This window comes from Prevotella melaninogenica (assembly GCF_013267595.1).
In the GTDB taxonomy this organism is placed as follows: domain Bacteria; phylum Bacteroidota; class Bacteroidia; order Bacteroidales; family Bacteroidaceae; genus Prevotella; species Prevotella melaninogenica_D.
Window position 1 is genome coordinate 206,660 of sequence record NZ_CP054010.1, and the last position, 20,956, is coordinate 227,615.

Genomic DNA, 20,956 nt, shown 5'->3' on the forward strand with positions numbered 1-20,956 from the left:
TTAACAAGCGTTCTGATATATAAATTATGAATACATTTCTCGAACACGTTGCAGCTGATTTACTGAAGAAGTATGGTAATGACATGGCGCATATAGCTGTTGTCTTTCCTAATAAGCGTGCTGCACTCTTTCTGAATCAAGCATTAGCTCGATTGGCTGATGGTCCTGTATGGAGTCCAGCATATATTACCATCTCTGACTTCTTTCGTCAACATTCAGAGCTAACAATAGCTAATCCTATTAAAAGTATTTGCGATCTTTATAAGAGTTACGTAGAGGTAACAGGCAATACGAATGAAACCTTAGATCACTTCTATGGTTGGGGGCAACTGCTCTTAGCCGATTTCGATGATATCGATAAGAATATGGCGAACACTGAGATGGTCTTCTCTAATATTTGTAACCTTAAAGAGTTAGATGATATTAGTTATCTTACCGATGAACAGAAAGTAGAATTACGCCGTTTCTTCGCTAATTTCGATGATAATTCAGAGGGTATTAGAGAGCGTTTTATAACTCTTTGGAATAAGTTGAATGATATATATAATGATTTCAAGCAAAGGCTTAAATCTCAAAAACTTGCATATGAAGGTATGCTTTATCGTGATGTGGTAGAGAAAACAAAGATAGAAGCACAATATGAATGCTATGTTTTTGTCGGATTCAACGTACTTCAGAAGGTAGAACAGCTCCTCTTTAAGCTCTTTTTAAAGGAAGAAAAGGCAAGTTTCTATTGGGATTATGACCGATATTATATGAAGTCAACAAATGAAGCGGGTAACTATATTCGTTGTTGGCTTGATAAATTCCCCAATGCTTTACCAAACGATAACGATGAATTGTACGATAATTTAGGTAAAGAGAAGGAAATAAATATTATCTCTGCTCCTACAGAGAACTTACAAGCACGTTATATCACCGAGTGGTTGCGTGAGAATGAAAGATATAAAGATGGTAAGCGAACAGCAATTGTTCTTTGTGATGAACATCTGTTGCAGACAGTAATCCATTGTATACCTGATGAAGTCGAAACTCTGAATGTCACAACGGGTTATCCGTTACAACAAACCCCGATTGCATCGATGGTTACGCAGCTTTGGGCGTTACAGACAGAAGGTTATTCAGTACAAGAACAGAGTTATAGACTTCACTATGTAAACAGAGTATTACGACATCCTTATGGGAAGTATCTCACACCAAAAGTTGCCGAAATCATCGAACGATTGAATAGTGAACGACAGTTTTATGTAAAGCCAAAAGAAGGCTCAATCTTTGAATACCATCCAAGTGATAAGCAGAACCTACAAGTATTAGTTAATTGGTTGGCAGAAACTATCCGTTTCATCGGTGTAAATGGTGCAGCTGACAAAGACCCACTTTTTGAAGAGTCTGTTTTTCGTATGTACACCTTACTCACACGACTGTCTGATTTGATGATAAATGGTGATTTAGATGCAGATAAGATAATCTTCCGTCGTCTATTAACACAGCTTATTGCTGCTACAAGTATTCCTTTCCATGGTGAACCAGCACGTGGAGTACAAGTGATGGGCGTTCTTGAAACGCGTAATCTCGATTTCGATCATGTACTTGTGCTCTCTTGTAATGAAGGTAATATGCCAAAGGGAATAGACGATGCATCATTCATACCTCATCTTATTCGTAAGGCATACGAGTTAACAACAATTGATAATAAGGTGTCTATCTACAGTTACTATTTCCATAGTCTGATTCAGCGGGCAAAAGATGTTACTTTCCTTTATAATAACTCCACTCAAGGTAGCCATACAGGAGAGATGAGTCGTTTTATTTTACAGTTGATGGTAGAGTGGAATCACCCAATTCATCGATTAACTTTACAAGCAGGGCAAGAGCCTATGCACTGTGAAGCAGAAGTGGTTGAAAAGAATGAAGCTGTGCTGAAAAGACTCGATGAAATCAGTTATTTCTCCCCAACTGCTATTAATACATATATAACTTGCCAGCTAAAGTATTACTTTAAGTATATTGCAGGTATTAATGAACTCGATGAAGTCGATGTAGATGATGTTGATAATCGAATGTTTGGTAATATCTTTCATACAGCAGCACAGCTTATGTATGAAAAGTTACTGCCAAGAGAAGTCATCACAGCTAAGAACATAGATTATTTGTTGAAGACTGGTAAGAGCACACAGTCACTCACATCAGGCAATGCAGAACTTACATTGGATGATATTGTCGACGAGGCATTTGCTACTGAACTATTTCATCAACAACGAGGAGTAAAGAAACATCCAAAGCTCAATGGACTCCAACTCATCAATCGTGAAGTTATCATAAAGTACCTTCATCAATTATTGCGAATTGATCGACGTTCTGCCCCATTGCGTGTGATTGGTCATGAGTTTCCTGTTAAACGTTCATTGACAATTAATGTGAATGGATTGGAGAAGCAAATAGAAACAGGTGGACGTATTGACCGTTTAGACGAGATTCTTGTTGATAGTGATAGCGCACGCTTGCGAGTTGTAGACTATAAGACTGGTGGAAAAGCAGCGGAGTCACTGAAAAGTGTTGATGAAATGTTCGATTCAAAGAACTTAAGTAAAAAGAGTGATTACACAATGCAGGTGATGCTCTACAGTCTTATTGAAGCAAAGAACGATTCTGAACATAATCCAAATCATCGTGCTGTTAGTCCAGCTTTGCTCTTTATCCAACATGCAGGTAGTGAAGATTATACTCCAGTACTATCAATAGATAAGGAGGAAGTTACTGATGTCACCGTATATGAAGAGGATTTTCTTAGAAATCTCACGGAGAAACTCGAAGAAATACATAATCCCAATATAGCTTTTGCTCCAACCGACAATACTGATAGTTGTCAATACTGTCCTTATAAACAGATGTGTGGACGATAATTACAGCTATAAACGATAATAGGCGGTCATAAATGCGAATACATTTATGACCGCCTATTATCGTTTTCTATTGTTATTAACCAATAACCTTAAACTTGGCAAACTTCAGCAGTAGTTGTTTGGTTCCTGCATTACGGAACTCAACAGTTGCCTTAGCATTTTCTCCAGAACCTTCAAGATTTAATACCTTTCCAATACCAAAGCGTTGATGTTCAATGGTCACACCAACACTGAGTCCAGCTACTGAGGCTGTCGATGAAACCGAGGATATTGAAGTACTCTCTGTCGATAATGTCCTACCACCATTTGTCATTGCAGACGAAAGCCGTTTGAAGTTACCACCCTCCGCTATTAATCTGCGTTTAGCACGCTCAGAGAATGGGTCAACAGCAGCTTCAGGACGTTTACGTTCAGTTATCTTAGGTTTCGGGTCAGCGCGAAATTGACTTGCAACAGGATTTGAATTCTGCCATCTTGAACCCATTTGACGATATTCTTGTCCCCAAGGTCTGCTACCAGTATATGCCTTGTTTGGCTCGTATTCACGGAAGTTATCTCCTGAACCATTATGTCCCCAAGGACTTCTTGCGCTATTGTCCTCATCCCAAGGCATCTTACGTCGTTCACCTCCAAAAGCACTGTTTGCTTCATCTTCTACATGAATCAATGCAGGGTCGAAATCATTTAAGAATCGACTTGGATTATCAATTTGCATTGTTCCATATCGAAAACGGTTCTTTGCATTCGTCAATATACAATGTCGTTCGGCACGTGTTATAGCCACATAGAGTAATCTTCTCTCTTCTTCTATCTCACGTTTTGAACTTGCTGACATAGGACTTGGGAATATATTTTCCTCCAATCCAACGACAAACACAGTAGGGAATTCCAATCCCTTTGCTGCGTGAATTGTCATCAATGTCACTTTCGGGGTGTCATCGTCTTCCTTGTCAGCATCTGTGTATAATGCTACTTCCTGAAGGTAGTCAGTAAGGTAGACATTCTCTTCTCGTCCTTCTTCGCGTCCAGAGTCCACAAAACCCTGCATAGCCGACATAAACTCTTCCAAGTTCTCTCGACGAGCCAAGTCCTCTGGTTCACTACCCGAACGGATATCAGCACTCACCCCACTCTCTTCAATAATCTCCTTTCCAAGTTCATATGCATCCTTCAGTGCTACATTCTTAATAAATCCACTGATAAGCGTTCTGAAAGCAAAAAGCTTTGTCATTGTGCCCTTATTGACATCTAATCCATATTGAATAGGATTGAGGATAGTTTCCCATAGCGATACAGAATTTCGCTGGGCACAATCAATAATCTTTTGAATGGTCGTATTACCAATTCCACGTGTTGGGTAATTGATGATACGTCGGAAGGCCTCTTCGTCATCAGGATTAGAAACCAAGCGGAAATATGCGATGATATCTTTGATTTCCTTACGTTGATAGAAAGAAAGTCCACCGATAATCTTGTAAGGAATGCCCTGTTTACGGAATTCATCCTCGAAAGAACGACTCTGTGCATTCGTACGGTAGAGAATGGCAAAGTTGCCATAGTCACAATCGTCATTGCGTTTGATACGCTTCAGTTCATTCGCAACAACCATAGCCTCTTCCCTATCACTGTAGCAAGGCTTATAGAGAATCTTGTCTCCTTCGGCTTCTTTAGAAAATACATCCTTAGGAATCTGTCGTTCGTTGTGTTTCATCAACGAATTAGCAGCCTGTACGATGAGCTGTGTTGAACGGTAATTGCGCTCTAACTTAAAGAGTTTAGCATCTTCAAACTTATTCTTAAAGTCAAGGATATTGTCGATATTTGCACCACGGAAAGAATAGATACTCTGATAGTCATCCCCCACAACACAGATACGACGATGTGTCTCAGCCAACTGGCTGATGATACTAACCTGCGCATAGTTTGTGTCTTGATACTCGTCTACCAAGATATATTCAAACTGCTGTCCATACTTCTCTCTAATCTCTTTGTTATCACGGAAGAGCAAGAAGGTATAAAGCAGAATATCGTCAAAGTCCATAGCATTTGCCTGGCGACATCTTGCTTCGTATGCTTTGTAAATCATGTGGATTGCAGGCATACGTGTACTTCGGTCACGCTCAATGGCAGCACGGTCTTCTGCATATTCTGAAGCAGTAATAAGATGGTTCTTTGCCATTGAAATAAAGTTATGCACTGAGGCTGGCTTATACGTTTTCTCGTCAAGGTCTAAGGCCTTTACAATACTCTTAATCAGTGAACGAGAGTCGTTTTCATCATAAATAGTGAAATTACTTCCAAAGCCGATAGCCTCTCCTTCACGACGTAGGATACGTGCAAAGATGGAATGGAAAGTACCCATATAAAGATGTTGCGCATCTTTAGCGGTTGTTATCTGTGCGATACGTTCCTTCATCTCTCTTGCAGCTTTGTTTGTAAACGTAAGTGCAAGAATGTTCCATGGGGCTAAACCTTTATTAAGTAGATAGGCAATCTTATAGGTAAGCACACGTGTCTTACCAGAACCTGCACCAGCAATTACCAGTGATGGTCCTGTACAATACTCAACTGCCTCACGCTGGCTTTCGTTCAGTGCGGCGAGGATAGCCTCTTCCTTATCTTGATTTATCATTTTATCTTTTTTGTTTTTGTCGAACAGAATTGTTTAATAAACTAATATACAGCCTTTTTAATGTTCTTCTGGGAAAGCTGGTATAAAAGTCATTTGGTGTTCAATCTGTCCGATTCTCTTGCGCATATAAGGTCCAGGACTCTTTGAAGAGAAGCGACGTGGATTAGGTAATGTCGCTGCTATGAGTGCACAATCTCTTCGACTAAGTTGGCTGGCCTCCATACCGAAATTCTGTTCAGCACAAGCTTCAACGCCATAGATTCCATCGCCCATCTCAATTGAATTAAGATAAACCTCCATGATACGTTGTTTGCTCCATAGTGTCTCTATGAGGAAAGTGAAATAAACCTCCAATCCTTTTCTTACCCATGAGCGTCCCTGCCACAGAAAGACATTCTTTGCGGTTTGCTGAGAGATGGTAGAGCCACCACGTAGTTTCTTCCCTTTCTTTAGGTGGTCTTCTGCAGCTTTCTCGATAGCTTGATAGTCGAAACCATGATGCGTAAGGAAGCGTTGGTCCTCACTTGCCATCACTGCTACAGGCATTGATTTTGACATCTTCTCTAACGGAACCCATTCATGGTAAAGTTTCACAGACTCTCCTTTACCAATCTGTTCGAAACAACGACTAATCATCAGAGGGGTAAAGTATACAGGTATAAAGCGATAGACAACTACCGCCAATATTGTAGAGATAAAGGTTAGGGATAATACCCATCTTATCACTTTAAAAATCTTCTTGAACATAGTTAATGAGTTAATTATCTGCAAAGGTACTAAATCTTATCCGATAGCAAGCGGGAAGGAGGAGTTTTTTTCCTCTGTAAAAACAGCTTTAAAAATCTGAACAATAACACAATCAAATCAACCCTACTACTGTACAGTAAATATTCCCATAGAAGTTAAAACTGAAGTTAGTCGATAAGTATATCTTTTATTTTTACATGTAATTCCTCGCTCTATTTATAAAGGGATGTAAACTTTTTTCTAACTCTTCGAAATCAGTACATGCTCTTTTAGCTTCTTAAAGACGCCCAATTGACTTGCAATAGGTGCCCTTTTGAGGTCTTACTAACGCCCTTTTGAAGTCCAATTAAGCACCTTTACTTTTACTATTTTGTAACTTGTTGATTTATTGAAGGTTACAAAACAACTTGTGATGGGGCGTTTTTGCCTTTCTTTGAGGATTTTTATTTGGATTTATGTAATGATTTTTTATGGTAGAAGCTACGTTTTTTTGAGGTGAAAAAAGAAAGGTTCCTCCGTTAAAGATATACGCCTATAAAATAAGCGTCTACACATTTAACGGAAGAACCTTTTAATTACTTTGTGTATATAAGTAGGATAGCTACTTTATTTTTACTTAATCAAACTGATAGAACGCTTGAGGAACTTATCGAGTGCAGCACCCTGAAGCATACCATTCTGTAGCAATGCCAAGTCGATGAGTTGATGAACAATATCATTCCCCTTAGCATATGCAGCGACAATAGCTTTCTTCTTGTCCTGAAGTTCAGAAACAGTCTTCTGAGTGTTCTGCATATCGTCCTTCTCCTCCTGTGTCAGTTCCTCAGCCTTCTTGCTGTCTTGTGACTGATGCAAAGCTGCCAAACGTGCCTCTTGTCCCTTCAGTTCGCTGGCTACAGGCTTCAATTCATCTGCTGTATTAGCAGTGATATTGTCAAGAACCTTCTTCACTAATGGGTGGTCGGCATTAAGAACGAGATTATAAGAGTCAGGCAACTGAGCATAGAAACCCATTCCCTGCTGGAACTGACTCATCTCCTTCATACGGCGCATATACTCGTTTTGTGTTACGAGAACTGGCTGGAAAGACTCTCCAAGTGACTGTACGTCTACAGTGAAGTCTGCTTTCTCGATTGTAGGAATCTGTGAACGGAAAGCCTCTGACAAATTGTCAGTCTCCTCTACTGACAGATTATTCTTTGGTGCATCTTCCTTCTGAATAATGCGATCAACGATATCAGAGTCAACACGTACGTAGCGTGTCTTCTCCTGCTTCTGCTCAAGCATTGAAAGCAATGGTACATCCAACTGTCCGCTTGCATCAATAACGCTATACCCCTTCTGCTTTGCAGCTTCAATATAGCTGTACTGCTCCTCCTTGTTACTTGTATAAAGGTTTACAAGGTAACCCTCTTTGTCGGTCTGATTATCCTTAATGAGTGTGTTATACTCTTCAAAGGTGAAGTACTTGCCTTCGGTATCTTTGATAAGAGAGAAGTCCTTTGCACGCTCGTAGAAGTCAGATTCTGAAAGCATTCCGTAGTTGATGAAGAGTTTTAGATCATCCCATTTCTCCTCAAATTCCTTACGACTCTCCTTGAAAATACTCTGCAGTCTGTCAGCAACCTTCTTAGTGATATAAGTTGCAATCTTCTTTACATTCGCATCACTTTGCAAGTAGCTACGGCTCACATTCAGAGGAATATCTGGAGAGTCGATAACACCATGGAGCAATGTAAGGAACTCTGGTACAATTCCCTCAACCTGATCGGTTACGAATACTTGATTGCAATAGAGCTGAATCTTATTACGTTGCAGTTCGATATTGTTCTTTACACGTGGGAAATAAAGAATACCCGTGAGGTTGAATGGGTAGTCAACGTTCAAGTGAATCCAGAACAATGGCTCGTCATTCATTGGGAAGAGAGTACGATAGAAGCTCTTGTAGTCTTCATCCTTCAGACCTGATGGTGCCTTTACCCACAAGGGTTCAACGCTGTTGATGACATTATCTTCTTCAGTATCAACCATCTTGCCGTCTTTCCACTCAGTCTTCTTACCAAAGACAACAGGAACAGCCATAAACTTACAGTACTTGTTTAACAGTTCTTCAATCTTTGATTTCTGCAGGAATTCCTTGCAATCATCATCTATATAAAGGACTATATCGCTACCACGATCCTCCTTCTCTGCGTCTTCAAGTGTATATTCTGGGCTACCATCACAGCTCCATTTCACAGCTTTGCTACCTTCTTTATAGCTCTTAGTGATAATCTCTACCTTCTTTGAAACCATGAAAGAAGAATAGAAACCAAGACCGAAATGACCGATGATTGCCTCTGCCTTGTCCTGATATTTCTCAAGGAAGTCATTGACGCCAGAGAAAGCAATCTGATTGATATACTTCTCAATCTCCTCAGCGGTCATACCGATACCACGGTCGCTGATAGTCAATGTTCCTGCCTTCTCATCTAAACTGACACGAACACTCAAATCACCCAACTCGCCTTTGAAGTCACCTGTTGCAGAAAGAGTCTTCAGTTTTTGAGTAGCATCAACAGCATTTGATACCATCTCACGCAAGAAGATGTCATGATCTGAATATAAGAACTTTTTGATAACGGGGAAGATGTTCTCAGTTGTAACCCCAATATTTCCTTTTTGCATAGCAATATAAATTTTAATTGTTTTCTATTTTATTCGTCGTATATAACAAACTCCGTGCCATGATATGACAACATATCTTATATTAGTCAAGATACAATCATAGAAAAAAGAAAACGCCATCTTGTTCTAAGGAGCAAGATGGCGTGTAAATAATTATGGTTGTGTCCTATTACTTGATATTCTTAAGAACGGCAAGGAGGTGATCCCATACCATTTGAACTGTAGGAATAAGCAGACACTCGTCTGGTGTATGAACATAACGAAGTGTTGGACCAAAGCTAATCATATCTAAATGTGGATACTTCTCAGAGAAGAGACCACACTCAAGACCTGCGTGAATACCAAGAACGAGTGGTTCCTTACCGAAGATATTCTTGTATTGCTCAACTGCAACATGTACTAACTTTGAATTAGGATTCATCTTCCATGCAGGATAGCTGTCATCTACAACAATCTCAGCACCTGCCAACTCGAAACATGCACGAACAGTATTGGTCATGTTTACCAAGTTACTCATTACGTTTGAACGCTGTGAAGAGACAACTGTTAACTTATTGTCCTCTGTCTGTATGCTTGCAACATTACTTGATGTTTCAACCATATAAGCCAAGGCTTCATCCTGGCAGTTGGTCAATGGACCATTGTCGAGTGCCTGCAAAGCAAGGATAACGTTATGAGAAATCTGCTTTGGCATAACAGGAGCAGCATCAGCACTCTCAAGATTCCATACCATAGCTGTGTCAGTAACATGGAACTCGTCTGCAACCTCTGTGCTAAAGATATTCCAGTCTGCCTTAACGGTCTCTTTATTAGCAGAAGGAACAGCGAAGAGTACCTTACCATCACGTGGGATAGCATTGTGCATCTTACCTGAATTCCAGTAGCTTAAACGAAGGTCCATCTTAGCCTGTTCAGCATAGAGGAAGCGTGCAAGGAGTTTGATAGCATTGGCACGCTTCTTATTGATGTCATCACCAGAGTGACCACCAACCAGACCCTTCAAACTTGCTTCCATAAAGAAGTAGCCTTCTGGTGCATTCTCACGCTCAAAGTTGAATACTGCTGTCGTACTATTACCACCCGCACAACTTACAAAGATTTGACCTTCATCCTCAGAATCAAGGTTGATGAGATAGTTTCCTGTCATGAAACCAGCCTCCAAGCCGAAGGCTCCAGTTAAGCCGGTTTCCTCATCACGTGTAAAGAGACATTCGATAGGTCCGTGCTCAATATCATTAGAGTCGAGGATAGCCAACTCATAAGCCATACCGATACCATCATCAGCACCGAGTGTTGTACCCTTTGCATGAAGCCACTCGCCATCCACATAGGTTTGAATAGCATCCTTGTGGAAGTCAAATTCTATGTCAACGAGTTTGTCACATACCATATCCATGTGACTCTGGAGTACTACAGTTGGAACATTTTCCATACCTTTTGTAGCAGGTTTAGAAATCAGAACATTGCCAACTTTGTCAACCTTTACGTCGAGGTTGCGCTCCTTAGCAAACTCCTGTAAATAACTAATCATCTGCTCTTCATGCTTAGATGGGCGTGGTATTTGATTGATTTTAGCGAACTGCTCAAAGACACAAGCAGGTTTTAATTCTACATTTGCCATTTTTAATAATATTTTTTTTTGTAATCTTGCTGTTTTATATTACCTTTGCGGTCAATATAAATGCAAAGATAAAGAAAATGTTTGTAACATTATTGTTAACATTGTTAATAATTGCTATAGCTATGTTGCTCCTCGGAGTACGTGTGTTATTCAAGAAAGGTGGGGAGTTTCAATCGCAGCATATATCGGATAATGCATATCTAAAGGAGAAGGGAATCCATTGTGTTATAGACCAAGACAAGGAAGCCCGAGCAAGAAACAAAGCATATTAGAAGAAATAATTAATTAAATACAATAGAAATGAAGAAATCATTTAGCAAAATGGCAGTGCTTGCTATGGCAGCATTCGCTTTTGTTGCATGTAACAATCAGCCAGTGAAGAATGATACAGCAGCAGGTAAGGCTGAAACATCTACAGCTGCTCCAGCTGCAAATAGTCAGAAAGTAGCTTATGTAGAGATAGACTCTATCATGAGCCAGTATACTTATTGGAAAGATGTTACTAAACTTGTTAAGGCAAAAGAAGCTAACATCCAGCGTACATTGGCTGGTAAGCAGAAGGCTATTCAGGCTGCAGCTGCTAACTTCCAGCAGAATATTCAGGCAAATAAATACACACAGGCACAGGCACAGCAGATTCAGGCAAGTATCCAGAAGCAGGCTCAGGATGCTGATGCTTTACAGCAGCGTCTTGGTGCTGAGTATCAGAACGAGGTTGCTAAGTATAACAAAGCTCTCTCTGACAGCGTACATAACTATCTGAAGGAGTATAACAAGGATAAGAAGTATAGTATCATTCTTGCTAAGAGTGGTGATAATATTCTTTATGCTGACCCTGCTTACAACATTACAGACGATGTTGTTAAGGGTATGAACCAGGCTTACAAAGGTATGAAGAAGTAATTTGTAGGCTTACAGTTACTTATTAAATAGACATAATAAAACCAGTCGTTATTTACGGCTGGTTTTGTTTTTATAGAAGTATATCATAGAAAGGAATAAAGATTACTCCCTTGTTTGGTATAACCCTTTCTGATAGTTATGTCTCACATAAGTTTGACATACCTATCTTTCCTATAGGCAATAATGACCGTAACAATTCTTGTTTCTTACCTTTTACATGTGTGTTGATGCTTCGCACATATTGTGTTGATGGTAAGCACCAATAGTGCTGGGCGTTTAATACCTTACGAAATATGGCTTTGTTGTATTGAATTTGTTGCTAAAAAGTAGAAAGCTTTTACCAATCAAACATAATCTCTTTGATTTAGTAGTTTACTTGTCTAAATAGATTCAACATTTGCGAGTGTGTTATTTAATGCTTATGGGTATTGCTATAATTAATGATTTATTTCATTTTTAACTCATAGTTGAGAAAAGCTATTATTCTTTTTGATGTATCAATATGTAGTGTTTTTCTTTCTCATCAAAAAGTAGTAGCAAGATACTAAAATAAATGATACTGCCATGTTGCATAGCCTAAGAAAGCCATGAACAGTAGTAAAAAAGAAAAAATCTTCTTCCTCATAATCTTTTTATATTTTGAATTGCAGGTTTTTATAATGCGGTCTTTTTAACAAGTTCTATTCCTTGTCTTGACATTTTACTCTTTGTATTATGCCCATTTGTATTAGCCAATAGGTTCTCCAGCACAGGTAACATACGATTGAGGTTACCATATTGAATCATAAAGTTCCAAAAAGGTTCAAACTTCTTCCAGCCTCCCATATAAAGGAGATGAGCCAATTGCTGCTTTATATTATCGTGCCCAAAGCTTGCCTTAAAAATATTACTCCATGAATAGAAGTTACGATAAGCCCACTCGTAGCCTTGTTTTAACTCCTCTGCAGTCAATCCCAATGTTTTGTACACAACCGTCCGAGTATCATATTGACTCCAGTCATAGGATGTAATCCGTCCGTCTCGTTCCATCTGTTGAAACATACGAGTTCCTGGATAAGGAGTTAAAACATGGAAAGTAGCTGTTGTTATGCTATGTTCAATCCCCCAATCAACAGTTCTTCGAAATACGTCTTTATCATCATGATCAAGTCCAAAAACAAAACTTCCGTTTATCATTATACCAAGACTATGCAGCCGTTCAACAGCTGCTACATAATCTTTCGATAAGTTTTGTAGTTTGTTACTTGAACGAAGATTGTCTGGAGAAAATGTCTCGAAGCCTAAAAACAAACTTCGTAATCCTGCCTCGGCAGCTTTTTCTATCAAATTGCCATTTAGTACTGCTGCAACAGTAGAGGCACTCTGAAAAACTCTACCCATACCGCGCATACCTTCAAATAATTCTGATGCGAAGTGAGGATTACCTAAAAGATGATTGTCAAGGAAATAAAGATGTCTGCCAGGCAGACTATCAATTTCAGCTAAGGCATCGTCTACCTTTCGGGTGTAAAACGATTTACCCTCGCTATAGAAGGCATCCTTGTAGCAAAAGTCACAATGATGAGGACAACCACGGGAAACAACAAGCGAGTTTGGTACGAAATACTTCTCTCTTTTAATAAGGTCACGACGTACAGGAGGAATATTTTCAATGCTTCTCCAACTTGCTACATATCGTTTTTGAGGATGCCCTTCGCGAAAGTCTTTGATGAATCGTGGGAATGCTTCTTCCCCTGGCCCTAATATAAGTGTGTCGGCGTGTTGTGCAGCTTCATCAGGAAGACTTGTAACGTGAAGTCCTCCCATAACTACATACACACCTCTTCTTCTATACTCATCAGCAATCTTGTAAGCCCTATAAGCATTAGTAACGTAGACTTGAATACAAACCAAATCTGGAGTATCATCCAACTTTAGTTTCTCAATGTGTTGATCTTGTATCTCTACATCGTCATTTTCAGAGAAATAGGCTGCAAGTGTAGCTAATCCCAAAGGTGGGAAAAGCGAGTATTTGATTGGTCGCCAATAAGGGCTTTCTGCCTCTTGCAACGCTGGTAATATCATTTTTACCCTCATGCTGTCAATTCTTTATTTTTCAAGACACTATATTATCTTAATGAGGCGATTAATTAGGTAAAGCTAATCAACGCATAGAAAATGAAGTTTACCCTATCGCCCTTAATTAAGTATATTATACAAAAGTCGTTATTACATTTCATATATGCAAACTTTTTTCAAGAAAACTCAATTCAACTATAGTTACATTTTCTTTTCTAAAACAGATATATTCTATTTCTATCATTAGTATTCTTGTCATTGCTGTGTTTTTTCATAGAATAAAAGAAAAAGACAACGAAAAATTTTGAGGTATGAAAATAAAGTACTATCTTTGCACTCGCATTTGAGATAATGCTTGGTAATTCGGTTATAGGCCATCTTGGAAGGATGGGTGAGTGGCTGAAACCAGCAGTTTGCTAAACTGCCGTGCGCATTCGCGTACCGGGGGTTCGAATCCCCCTCCTTCCGCTTTATCTCATTATCTCAAATGTATTTTGGTCGATTCATCTAATGGTTAGGATACAAGATTCTCAATCTTGGCATAGGGGTTCGATTCCCCTATCGACTACCAAACATCCTCTTAGTGAGAAATAATTATTCTGGTCGATTCATCTAATGGTTAGGATACAAGATTCTCAATCTTGGCATAGGGGTTCGATTCCCCTATCGACTACCAAACTAAAGTTTAGCTTAATAGCTGAACTTTTTTGTTTTATATGCTTATTTGTTTTTGCGGATTACACCAGATGGATATGTTAAATTAAATTTGCTGTCACTTCTGTCATTTACAGTGAGTACTTAACTTGTTTGTTTACAGTAGAATAAATGAAATGTTAAAAGTGACAGGAAATTGAAACAAAAATATTCTTGTAAGATATGTGTGTGTAAAACGAAATTAAATCGTAATTCTTTAGTAAAAGTTATCTTGTGTATTTAAAATGTATGCTTGTAGTTAAGTGTAGATACTCTTAGAGTGTATATTTGAGGTTCTAAACTGCTCTCCTACTCTATTGTTTCGTGTAAGCTGCTTGCATAGATAATCTTTGCGTGTGTTGTGTGTGAATAAAGGTAAGGTTGGTATAATGGGCTAAACCAAATAAAGGCTATAGGAAATCCTATAGCCTTTTATTGATTGTATCTTTATAGAATTAATTCTTAAAGAACTCCTTGACGTCCTCGTTTGGGACCATCTGCTCATCGAAGATGTAAGCACCAGTCTTAGGACTCTTTACCATCTTGATAACCTTTGAATATGCGCGACCATCCGTAGAACCTTCGTGGAGGGTAGCGACCGCTTTCTTTGCCATAGTCTATTAATTTTAACTATTAACTATACTACTCTTTTTAGCGAGCTTACTTAATCTCCTTGTGAAGGGTAACCTTCTTCAGAACAGGATTATACTTCATGAGCTCAAGACGCTCTGGAGTATTCTTACGATTCTTTGTAGTTACGTAACGACTTGTACCAGCTACACCGCTGTTCTTCATCTCGGTACATTCCAAGATAACTTGGACTCTGTTTCCTTTAGCTTTCTTTGCCATGATATTTAGTCTCCTATTACCTTAATGTCCTTCCAGTCAACATAACCCTTAGAAACAGCCTGCTTTAGTGCTGCATCAAGACCTACCTTGTTAATAAGACGAAGACCAGCAGCACTAATCTTCAGCTGAATCCAGCAAGCCTCCTCTACGTAGTAGAACTTCTTGCTGAAGAGGTTAACGTCAAAGCTTCTCTTTGTACGGTGCTTTGAGTGAGACACGTTACAACCTATCTGTGCCTTCTTTCCTGTGATTTGACAAATCTTAGACATTTCTATCTTTGTTTTGTGATTCGTTAATTGATACCTATTCCAAACAGGGTGCAAAATTACAAAAAAGTTTCAAATAAGCAAAACTTTTACTACAATAATTGTTGCTTTTAAGCTTTTTTGCGAGTTTATTCGGACTTAATATCTAATTCTTTTAGGAAATCAAGGAATAGACGAATTGCTTTGTTTGTTGCAATGGCAAGATTTATATCACGTCCGAAGTCTTCGGTTAACTTAAATGTTCTTACCTCATCTTTGTTGCCATATGCCAACCAAATAGTACCCACTGGATGTTCTGCTGTACCGCCTCCAGGGCCGGCTACTCCTGTAGATGCAATGGCAAAGTCTACTCCAATAGTTTTTATAGTGCCTAATACCATCTCACGTGCAACCTCCTCTGATACTGCACTTTTCTCCTCAAGTACTTCGTGAGATACGCCAAGTAGTTTCTCCTTTACTTCATCCGTATAAGCAACTACTCCTCCTTTATAATAATTAGATGATCCTGGGATAGCCATAATCGCTTCGCTGATACGACCACCTGTGCAGCTTTCTGCTGTTCCAATTGTGTAACCTGAAGCATAAAGGATGTCACCAATCTGACGTGATATTATCTTACTTTCAAATTCCATAAACTTATTCTTATTATAGGACTTAATTTTGTTATTATTCAAAAGTTACTTTACTAAATACTGGGATATCCATCTTTGTAAAGTCTTTGTCTTGATACTTGAAGTTACCTACACTGGCAATCATTGCTGCATTGTCTGTCGTATAGCTAAACTTTGGTATGTAAATCGTCCAACCATAACGCTCTGCATGGTCATGGAACGCATTACGAAGACCATTATTAGCTGATACGCCACCCGCAACAGCTACATGCTTAATGCCTGTCTCTTTAACGGCTAAGCGCAGCTTTTTCATAAGTATGTCAACTATCGCATGCTCAAGACTGGCTGCAATGTCTTCTTTATGATGCTCGATGAAGTCTGGGTCTTCCTGTACCCACTTTCTCATATTATATAGGAATGATGTCTTAAGACCTGAGAAAGAGTAATCAAAACCAGCTACATTTGGTTCTGCAAACTTATAAGCCAAAGGATTACCTTGGCGAGCAAGCCTATCAATGATTGGACCACCAGGATAACCGAGTCCCATTACCTTTGAACACTTATCTATTGCCTCACCAGCAGCATCGTCAATAGTCTGACCGAGTACTTCCATATCGTTATAAGCATTCACCTTAACAATCTGGGAATTACCACCAGATACCAAGAGACAAATGAATGGGAATGGAGGCATGTGATTGTCGTCATCACTTTCCTTGATAAAGTGAGCCATGACATGACCTTGCAAATGGTTTACCTCAATCATTGGTATATTTAATGAACGAGCAAAACCTTTGGCGAAGTTCACTCCGACCAAAAGACTACCCATCAATCCTGGACCGCGTGTAAACGCTATGGCTGAAAGCTGTTCCTTTGTAATACCAGCTCGCTTCAACGCTTGGTCAACAACAGGAACCACGTTCTGTTGGTGAGCTCTTGAAGCAAGCTCAGGAACAACTCCTCCGTAAGCTTTATGTACCTCCTGTGAGGCTGTTACATTACTGAGGATTACACCATTCCTCAATACGGCAGCACTTGTATCATCACAACTGCTTTCTATACCTAATATATAAATATCTTCTTTTTCCATTTTCAGTTAGATTCTCTCCTAAAAGAATATCAGACATTAATGTGTCAGAATCTCTAATCCATGTTCTGTCATAACGAAAGTATGCTCCCACTGAGCTGAAGGCTTCTCATCACCTGTGATAACCTCCCAACCATACGGGTCGTCAGCATCAATAAAGACTTTCCATGTGCCCATATTAATCATTGGTTCAATGGTAAATACCATACCAGGAACCAGTAACATACCAGTACCTTTATGTCCATAGTGAACAACATCTGGCTGCTCGTGGAATTCGATACCCACACCATGCCCACAGAGGTCACGTACAACACCATAGCCATTCTTCTCGGCATGCTTCTGTATAGCATGACCGATGTCACCTACAAAGGAATAAGGCTTAGCTGCTTCGGCACCTATCTCAAGGCATTCCTTCGCTACACGTACCAAACGTTCCTTCTCTGGTGTTGTCTTTCCAATGATGAACATACGACTTGCATCTGCATAATAGCCATCTACAATCGTTGTCATATCAACATTGATAATATCACCTTCTTGAAGAACATCTTCTTTCTTTGGAACACCATGACACACAACTTCATTAATACTTGTGCATACACTCTTAGGATATCCCTCATAGTTCAAGCAGGCAGGGATAGCGTTATGATCCTTGCAATACTGCATACAGATATCATCAATCTCCTGTGTATTCATTCCTGCGTGGATAGCCTCAGCGACAGCATCCAAGCAGCCAGTATTGACTATACCACTCTTTCGGATACCTTCAATCTGCTCAGGTGTCTTAATCATATCACGTGTAGGAACGAGTTTGCCCTTCTTCTCAAGAGCCATTATCTTTAAATCCATTTCGGTTGGCTCCTGTCCTGGAAGACAATGCCACCTTTTCTTTTTCAACTGCATATCGTCAATTTTATCTTTTTGCAAGAATTAAGCAAATAAGTACAAGAAAACAATCTTTTCTCCTTATATGCTACTTAGTCTTTGCAAAAGTACTATAATTCAAAGACAAAACAAAATAAATCAAGTCCTTTCTTACAGAAGAGTCTTATTTGATATATCGTACAACATCCTACTGGAATGTAATCAAGTAAGGGGTACTAAAATCTATATGAATCTCACCTGAAAAACTTCTACCAATGTCCGGTGATAATTCTGTTTGTCAAGTCTTTATTCTTAATCAAAAAGGTTGAGTTTATTCTCTCTTGCCTTACTCAAAGACAAAACCTTTTGTTGTTCTTCTTTATAACCTGCACGGAGTTCCTCGTATGTTGCGCCTAAGTTTTTGCAGAAACGTTCACGATCTTTGTCATTAAGCAGTGCTGCTGCTATGGAAGGATTGACAGAAGCGTCTTTAACCCATACAACTGGGGCATCGTATAACGGAGCAATCTTCAGTGCTACATGAAGTTGAGAGGTTGTTGCACCACCAATCATGACAGGGATATTCAGTCCTGCTTCCTTAAAAGCTACAACACTATTTACCATCTCCTGAAGACTTGGTGTAATGAGACCAGACAGTCCAATCAAGTCTACATTCTCTTCCTTGGCTTTCTTAATAATCTGGTCAGCTGGCACCATAACGCCCAAATCTATGACTTCATAGTTGTTACAAGCCATCACAACACCCACAATATTCTTTCCGATATCGTGCACATCGCCCTTTACAGTAGCCAATAGCACCTTTCCTGCAATAGCCTTACCGTCTACCTTCTCCTTTTCAATATAAGGTTGAAGGATAGCTACAGCATCTTTCATTGTGCGGGCAGTCTTGACAACCTGTGGTAAGAACATCTTGCCAGCACCAAACAAGTCACCGACTTCGTTCATACCCTGCATCAAAGGACCTTCGATAATATTCACAGCGTGTGGATACTTCTCCAATGCTTCGTGAATATCCTCATTCAAATAGGTTGAAATACCTTTACGCAGTGCATATTTTAATCTGTCTTCCAACGCATCATTACGCCATGCTTCCTGTGCTACATCCTGCGTAGCACCGCCATTCTTTTGTGCTTCTTTTTCTTCAAGAATCTTGTTAGCTAATTCTATCAGTAGTTCGTCGGCTCCCTCTACCCTATCTAAAACAACATCTTCAATTATCTTCAGATGGTCTTCTGGGATATCGGCGTATGTCACTTTGGTAGCTGGATTGACAATACCAAAGTCCATACCAACCTGAATGGCATGATAAAGGAATACGGCATGCATAGCCTCACGGATATAGTTATTACCTCGGAAACTAAATGAAAGGTTACTTACACCACCGCTGACATGGGCACCAGGTAAGTTCTTCTTTATCCATTCGGTAGCACGGATGAAGTCGACAGCATAGCTGTTATGCTCCTTCATACCCGTACAAATAGCAAGAATATTAGGGTCGAAGATTATATCCTGAGGTGGGAAACCCACTTTCTCAGTAAGAATCTTATAAGCTCTATTAGCTATCTCGATACGACGCTCGTAGCTTGTTGCCTGTCCCTCTTCATCAAAGCACATCACGACAACAGCTGCACCGAAACGCAGTACATCCTTTGCATGTTGGATAAAGAGTTCTTCTCCTTCCTTCAAAGAAATCGAATTGACAATGGCTTTTCCCTGTACACACTTCAAAGCAGATACAACTACCTCCCAATCAGATGAGTCAATCATCAATGGAACACGGGCAATCTCTGGTTCTGATGAAATCATATTGACGAAATGAGCCATCTCATCTTTGGCTTCCAACAGCCCATCGTCCATGTTGATATCCAATACCAACGCACCATCATCCACCTGCTTACGAGCAATCGTCAGCGCCTCCTCATAGTTCTTTTCTTTAACTAAGCGAAGGAACTTACGGCTTCCAGCAACATTACAACGCTCACCAACGTTTACAAATGATATTTCTGGGGTCAATCGGAACTGCTCAAGTCCAGAGAGAATCATCTCCTTTGGTGCATCAACTGGTATATGAGGTTTCTTTCCTTCAACAACCTTTACGTAGCCAGCAATGAACTCTTCCGTTGTTCCACAACAGCCACCAATGATATTTACCAGCCCTTCATCCACAAATGAAGCCATCTGTGGCACCATGATATCAGGTGTTTCATCGTATTCTCCCATCGAATTTGGCAGACCCACATTTGGATGAATGCTTATATAATAAGGTGCTTTAGCTGCCAACTCCTTCAAATAAGGGCGCATCTGTTCTGCTCCGAACGAACAGTTAAGACCAACAGAAAAGATAGGATAAGACGATACTGACGCAAGGAAAGCATCGAGTGTCTGACCACTAAGCGTTCTACCAGACAAGTCGGTAATGGTCACTGACAGCATAATAGGTAAATCAACACCCGCCTTCTTCATCTCTGACAATGACGCATCAATTGCTACCTTAGCATTAAGCGTATCAAAGATAGTCTCAATCAAAACAGCATCAATACCGCCTTCTATCATCGCTGCAACCTGCTCGCTATAAGTATCAAAGAGTGTGTCATACGTAAGGTCACGCTTAGCAGGGTCGCTTACATCAGGCGACATCGAACAAGTTTTGTTTGTCGGACCAATACTACCTGCGACAAAACGAGGTTTATCTACAGTCGAATATTCATCAGCACACTGTCGTGCAAGCTTCGCCCCTGCAAAGGCAATATCACGAGAGAAGCTTTCCATGTGGTAATCCGCTTGCGAAACACGCTGTGCAGAGAAGGTGTTAGTACTGATAATATCAGCTCCAGCCTCTAAATAACGACGATGAATATCCTCAATGATATCAGGACGTGAGAGGTTCAACATATCATTATTACCCTGATAATTGAGCATCTGTAAAAGTTCAAGGTTACCTCGGAAGTCTTTCTCCGTCAAGTTATATCCTTGAATCATAGTACCCATCGCACCGTCTAAAATCAGTATTCTATCTTTAATGTTATCCCTTAGCTTCATT

The 20,956-nt window shown here is 39.7% G+C and carries 15 protein-coding genes and 3 tRNA genes; 6 read left to right on the plus strand and 12 right to left on the minus strand.

All coding sequences use genetic code 11. The features are described from left to right. Positions 1–26 precede the first annotated feature (26 nt). Positions 27–2,903, plus strand: coding sequence for a PD-(D/E)XK nuclease family protein (locus FIU21_RS00810; RefSeq protein ID WP_004359797.1), 2,877 nt, complete (start codon positions 27–29; stop codon positions 2,901–2,903). A 76-nt stretch (positions 2,904–2,979) separates the two neighbouring features. On the opposite strand, the gene FIU21_RS00815 is transcribed toward FIU21_RS00810, so the two are convergent. The 4 genes from FIU21_RS00815 to FIU21_RS00830 all read right to left on the minus strand — a co-directional run bounded on the left by FIU21_RS00815 (position 2,980) and on the right by FIU21_RS00830 (position 10,570). Beyond that, positions 2,980–5,535 carry an ATP-dependent helicase gene (locus tag FIU21_RS00815; RefSeq protein ID WP_004359796.1) on the minus strand — a complete coding sequence of 852 codons (2,556 nt, stop codon included), beginning with the start codon at positions 5,533–5,535 and terminating at the stop codon, positions 2,980–2,982. Positions 5,536–5,592: 57 nt separating this feature from the next. Then, positions 5,593–6,282, minus strand: a complete 690-nt coding sequence (gene mtgA / locus FIU21_RS00820) for a monofunctional biosynthetic peptidoglycan transglycosylase (protein WP_004359795.1) — start codon at positions 6,280–6,282, stop codon at positions 5,593–5,595. Between the two features lie 612 nt (positions 6,283–6,894). Beyond that, entirely contained in the window at positions 6,895–8,949 is a 2,055-nt protein-coding gene (gene htpG / locus FIU21_RS00825; protein ID WP_004359794.1) for a molecular chaperone HtpG, read from the minus strand. Positions 8,950–9,118: 169 nt separating this feature from the next. Then, positions 9,119–10,570, minus strand: coding sequence for an aminoacyl-histidine dipeptidase (locus FIU21_RS00830; RefSeq protein ID WP_004359792.1), 1,452 nt, complete (start codon positions 10,568–10,570; stop codon positions 9,119–9,121). Between the two features lie 77 nt (positions 10,571–10,647). Between FIU21_RS00830 and FIU21_RS13210 the strand changes: the two genes are divergently transcribed. Continuing rightward, a complete protein-coding gene (locus FIU21_RS13210; protein ID WP_036886137.1) occupies positions 10,648–10,842 on the plus strand; it encodes a hypothetical protein in 195 nt (64 codons plus the stop codon). A gap of 28 nt (positions 10,843–10,870) precedes the next feature. After that, entirely contained in the window at positions 10,871–11,473 is a 603-nt protein-coding gene (locus tag FIU21_RS00835) for an OmpH/Skp family outer membrane protein (protein ID WP_004359790.1), read from the plus strand. A gap of 654 nt (positions 11,474–12,127) precedes the next feature. Here the strand turns inward: FIU21_RS00835 and FIU21_RS00840 are convergent. Then, complete coding sequence (locus FIU21_RS00840) at positions 12,128–13,537, minus strand: B12-binding domain-containing radical SAM protein (protein WP_231291322.1); 1,410 nt, start codon at positions 13,535–13,537, stop codon at positions 12,128–12,130. Between the two features lie 375 nt (positions 13,538–13,912). Here FIU21_RS00840 and FIU21_RS00845 point away from each other — a divergent pair. The 3 genes from FIU21_RS00845 to FIU21_RS00855 all read left to right on the plus strand — a co-directional run bounded on the left by FIU21_RS00845 (position 13,913) and on the right by FIU21_RS00855 (position 14,207). Further along, positions 13,913–13,999, plus strand: a tRNA-Ser gene (locus tag FIU21_RS00845). A 28-nt stretch (positions 14,000–14,027) separates the two neighbouring features. After that, positions 14,028–14,102, plus strand: a tRNA-Glu gene (locus FIU21_RS00850). Positions 14,103–14,132: 30 nt separating this feature from the next. Further along, positions 14,133–14,207: transfer RNA gene (locus FIU21_RS00855), tRNA-Glu, on the plus strand. Positions 14,208–14,679: 472 nt separating this feature from the next. Here FIU21_RS00855 and FIU21_RS00860 read toward each other — a convergent pair. The 7 genes from FIU21_RS00860 to metH form a co-directional block, all read right to left on the minus strand. Then, positions 14,680–14,838, minus strand: coding sequence for a DUF4295 domain-containing protein (locus tag FIU21_RS00860; RefSeq protein WP_004359785.1), 159 nt, complete (start codon positions 14,836–14,838; stop codon positions 14,680–14,682). A gap of 46 nt (positions 14,839–14,884) precedes the next feature. Next, positions 14,885–15,073, minus strand: coding sequence for a 50S ribosomal protein L33 (gene rpmG, locus FIU21_RS00865; protein ID WP_004359784.1), 189 nt, complete (start codon positions 15,071–15,073; stop codon positions 14,885–14,887). 5 nt (positions 15,074–15,078) lie between these two features. Beyond that, positions 15,079–15,342: a 50S ribosomal protein L28 gene (gene rpmB, locus FIU21_RS00870; RefSeq protein ID WP_004359782.1), complete on the minus strand. Its 264-nt coding sequence runs from the start codon at positions 15,340–15,342 to the stop codon at positions 15,079–15,081. A 125-nt stretch (positions 15,343–15,467) separates the two neighbouring features. After that, positions 15,468–15,971: a CinA family protein gene (locus FIU21_RS00875; protein ID WP_004359777.1), complete on the minus strand. Its 504-nt coding sequence runs from the start codon at positions 15,969–15,971 to the stop codon at positions 15,468–15,470. Between the two features lie 34 nt (positions 15,972–16,005). After that, a complete protein-coding gene (gene tsaD, locus FIU21_RS00880) occupies positions 16,006–17,037 on the minus strand; it encodes a tRNA (adenosine(37)-N6)-threonylcarbamoyltransferase complex transferase subunit TsaD (protein WP_004359776.1) in 1,032 nt (343 codons plus the stop codon). Positions 17,038–17,073: 36 nt separating this feature from the next. Beyond that, complete coding sequence (gene map / locus FIU21_RS00885) at positions 17,074–17,934, minus strand: type I methionyl aminopeptidase (protein WP_004359774.1); 861 nt, start codon at positions 17,932–17,934, stop codon at positions 17,074–17,076. Positions 17,935–18,207: 273 nt separating this feature from the next. Beyond that, positions 18,208–20,955, minus strand: coding sequence for a methionine synthase (metH, locus tag FIU21_RS00890; RefSeq protein ID WP_004359772.1), 2,748 nt, complete (start codon positions 20,953–20,955; stop codon positions 18,208–18,210). Position 20,956 lies beyond the last annotated feature (1 nt).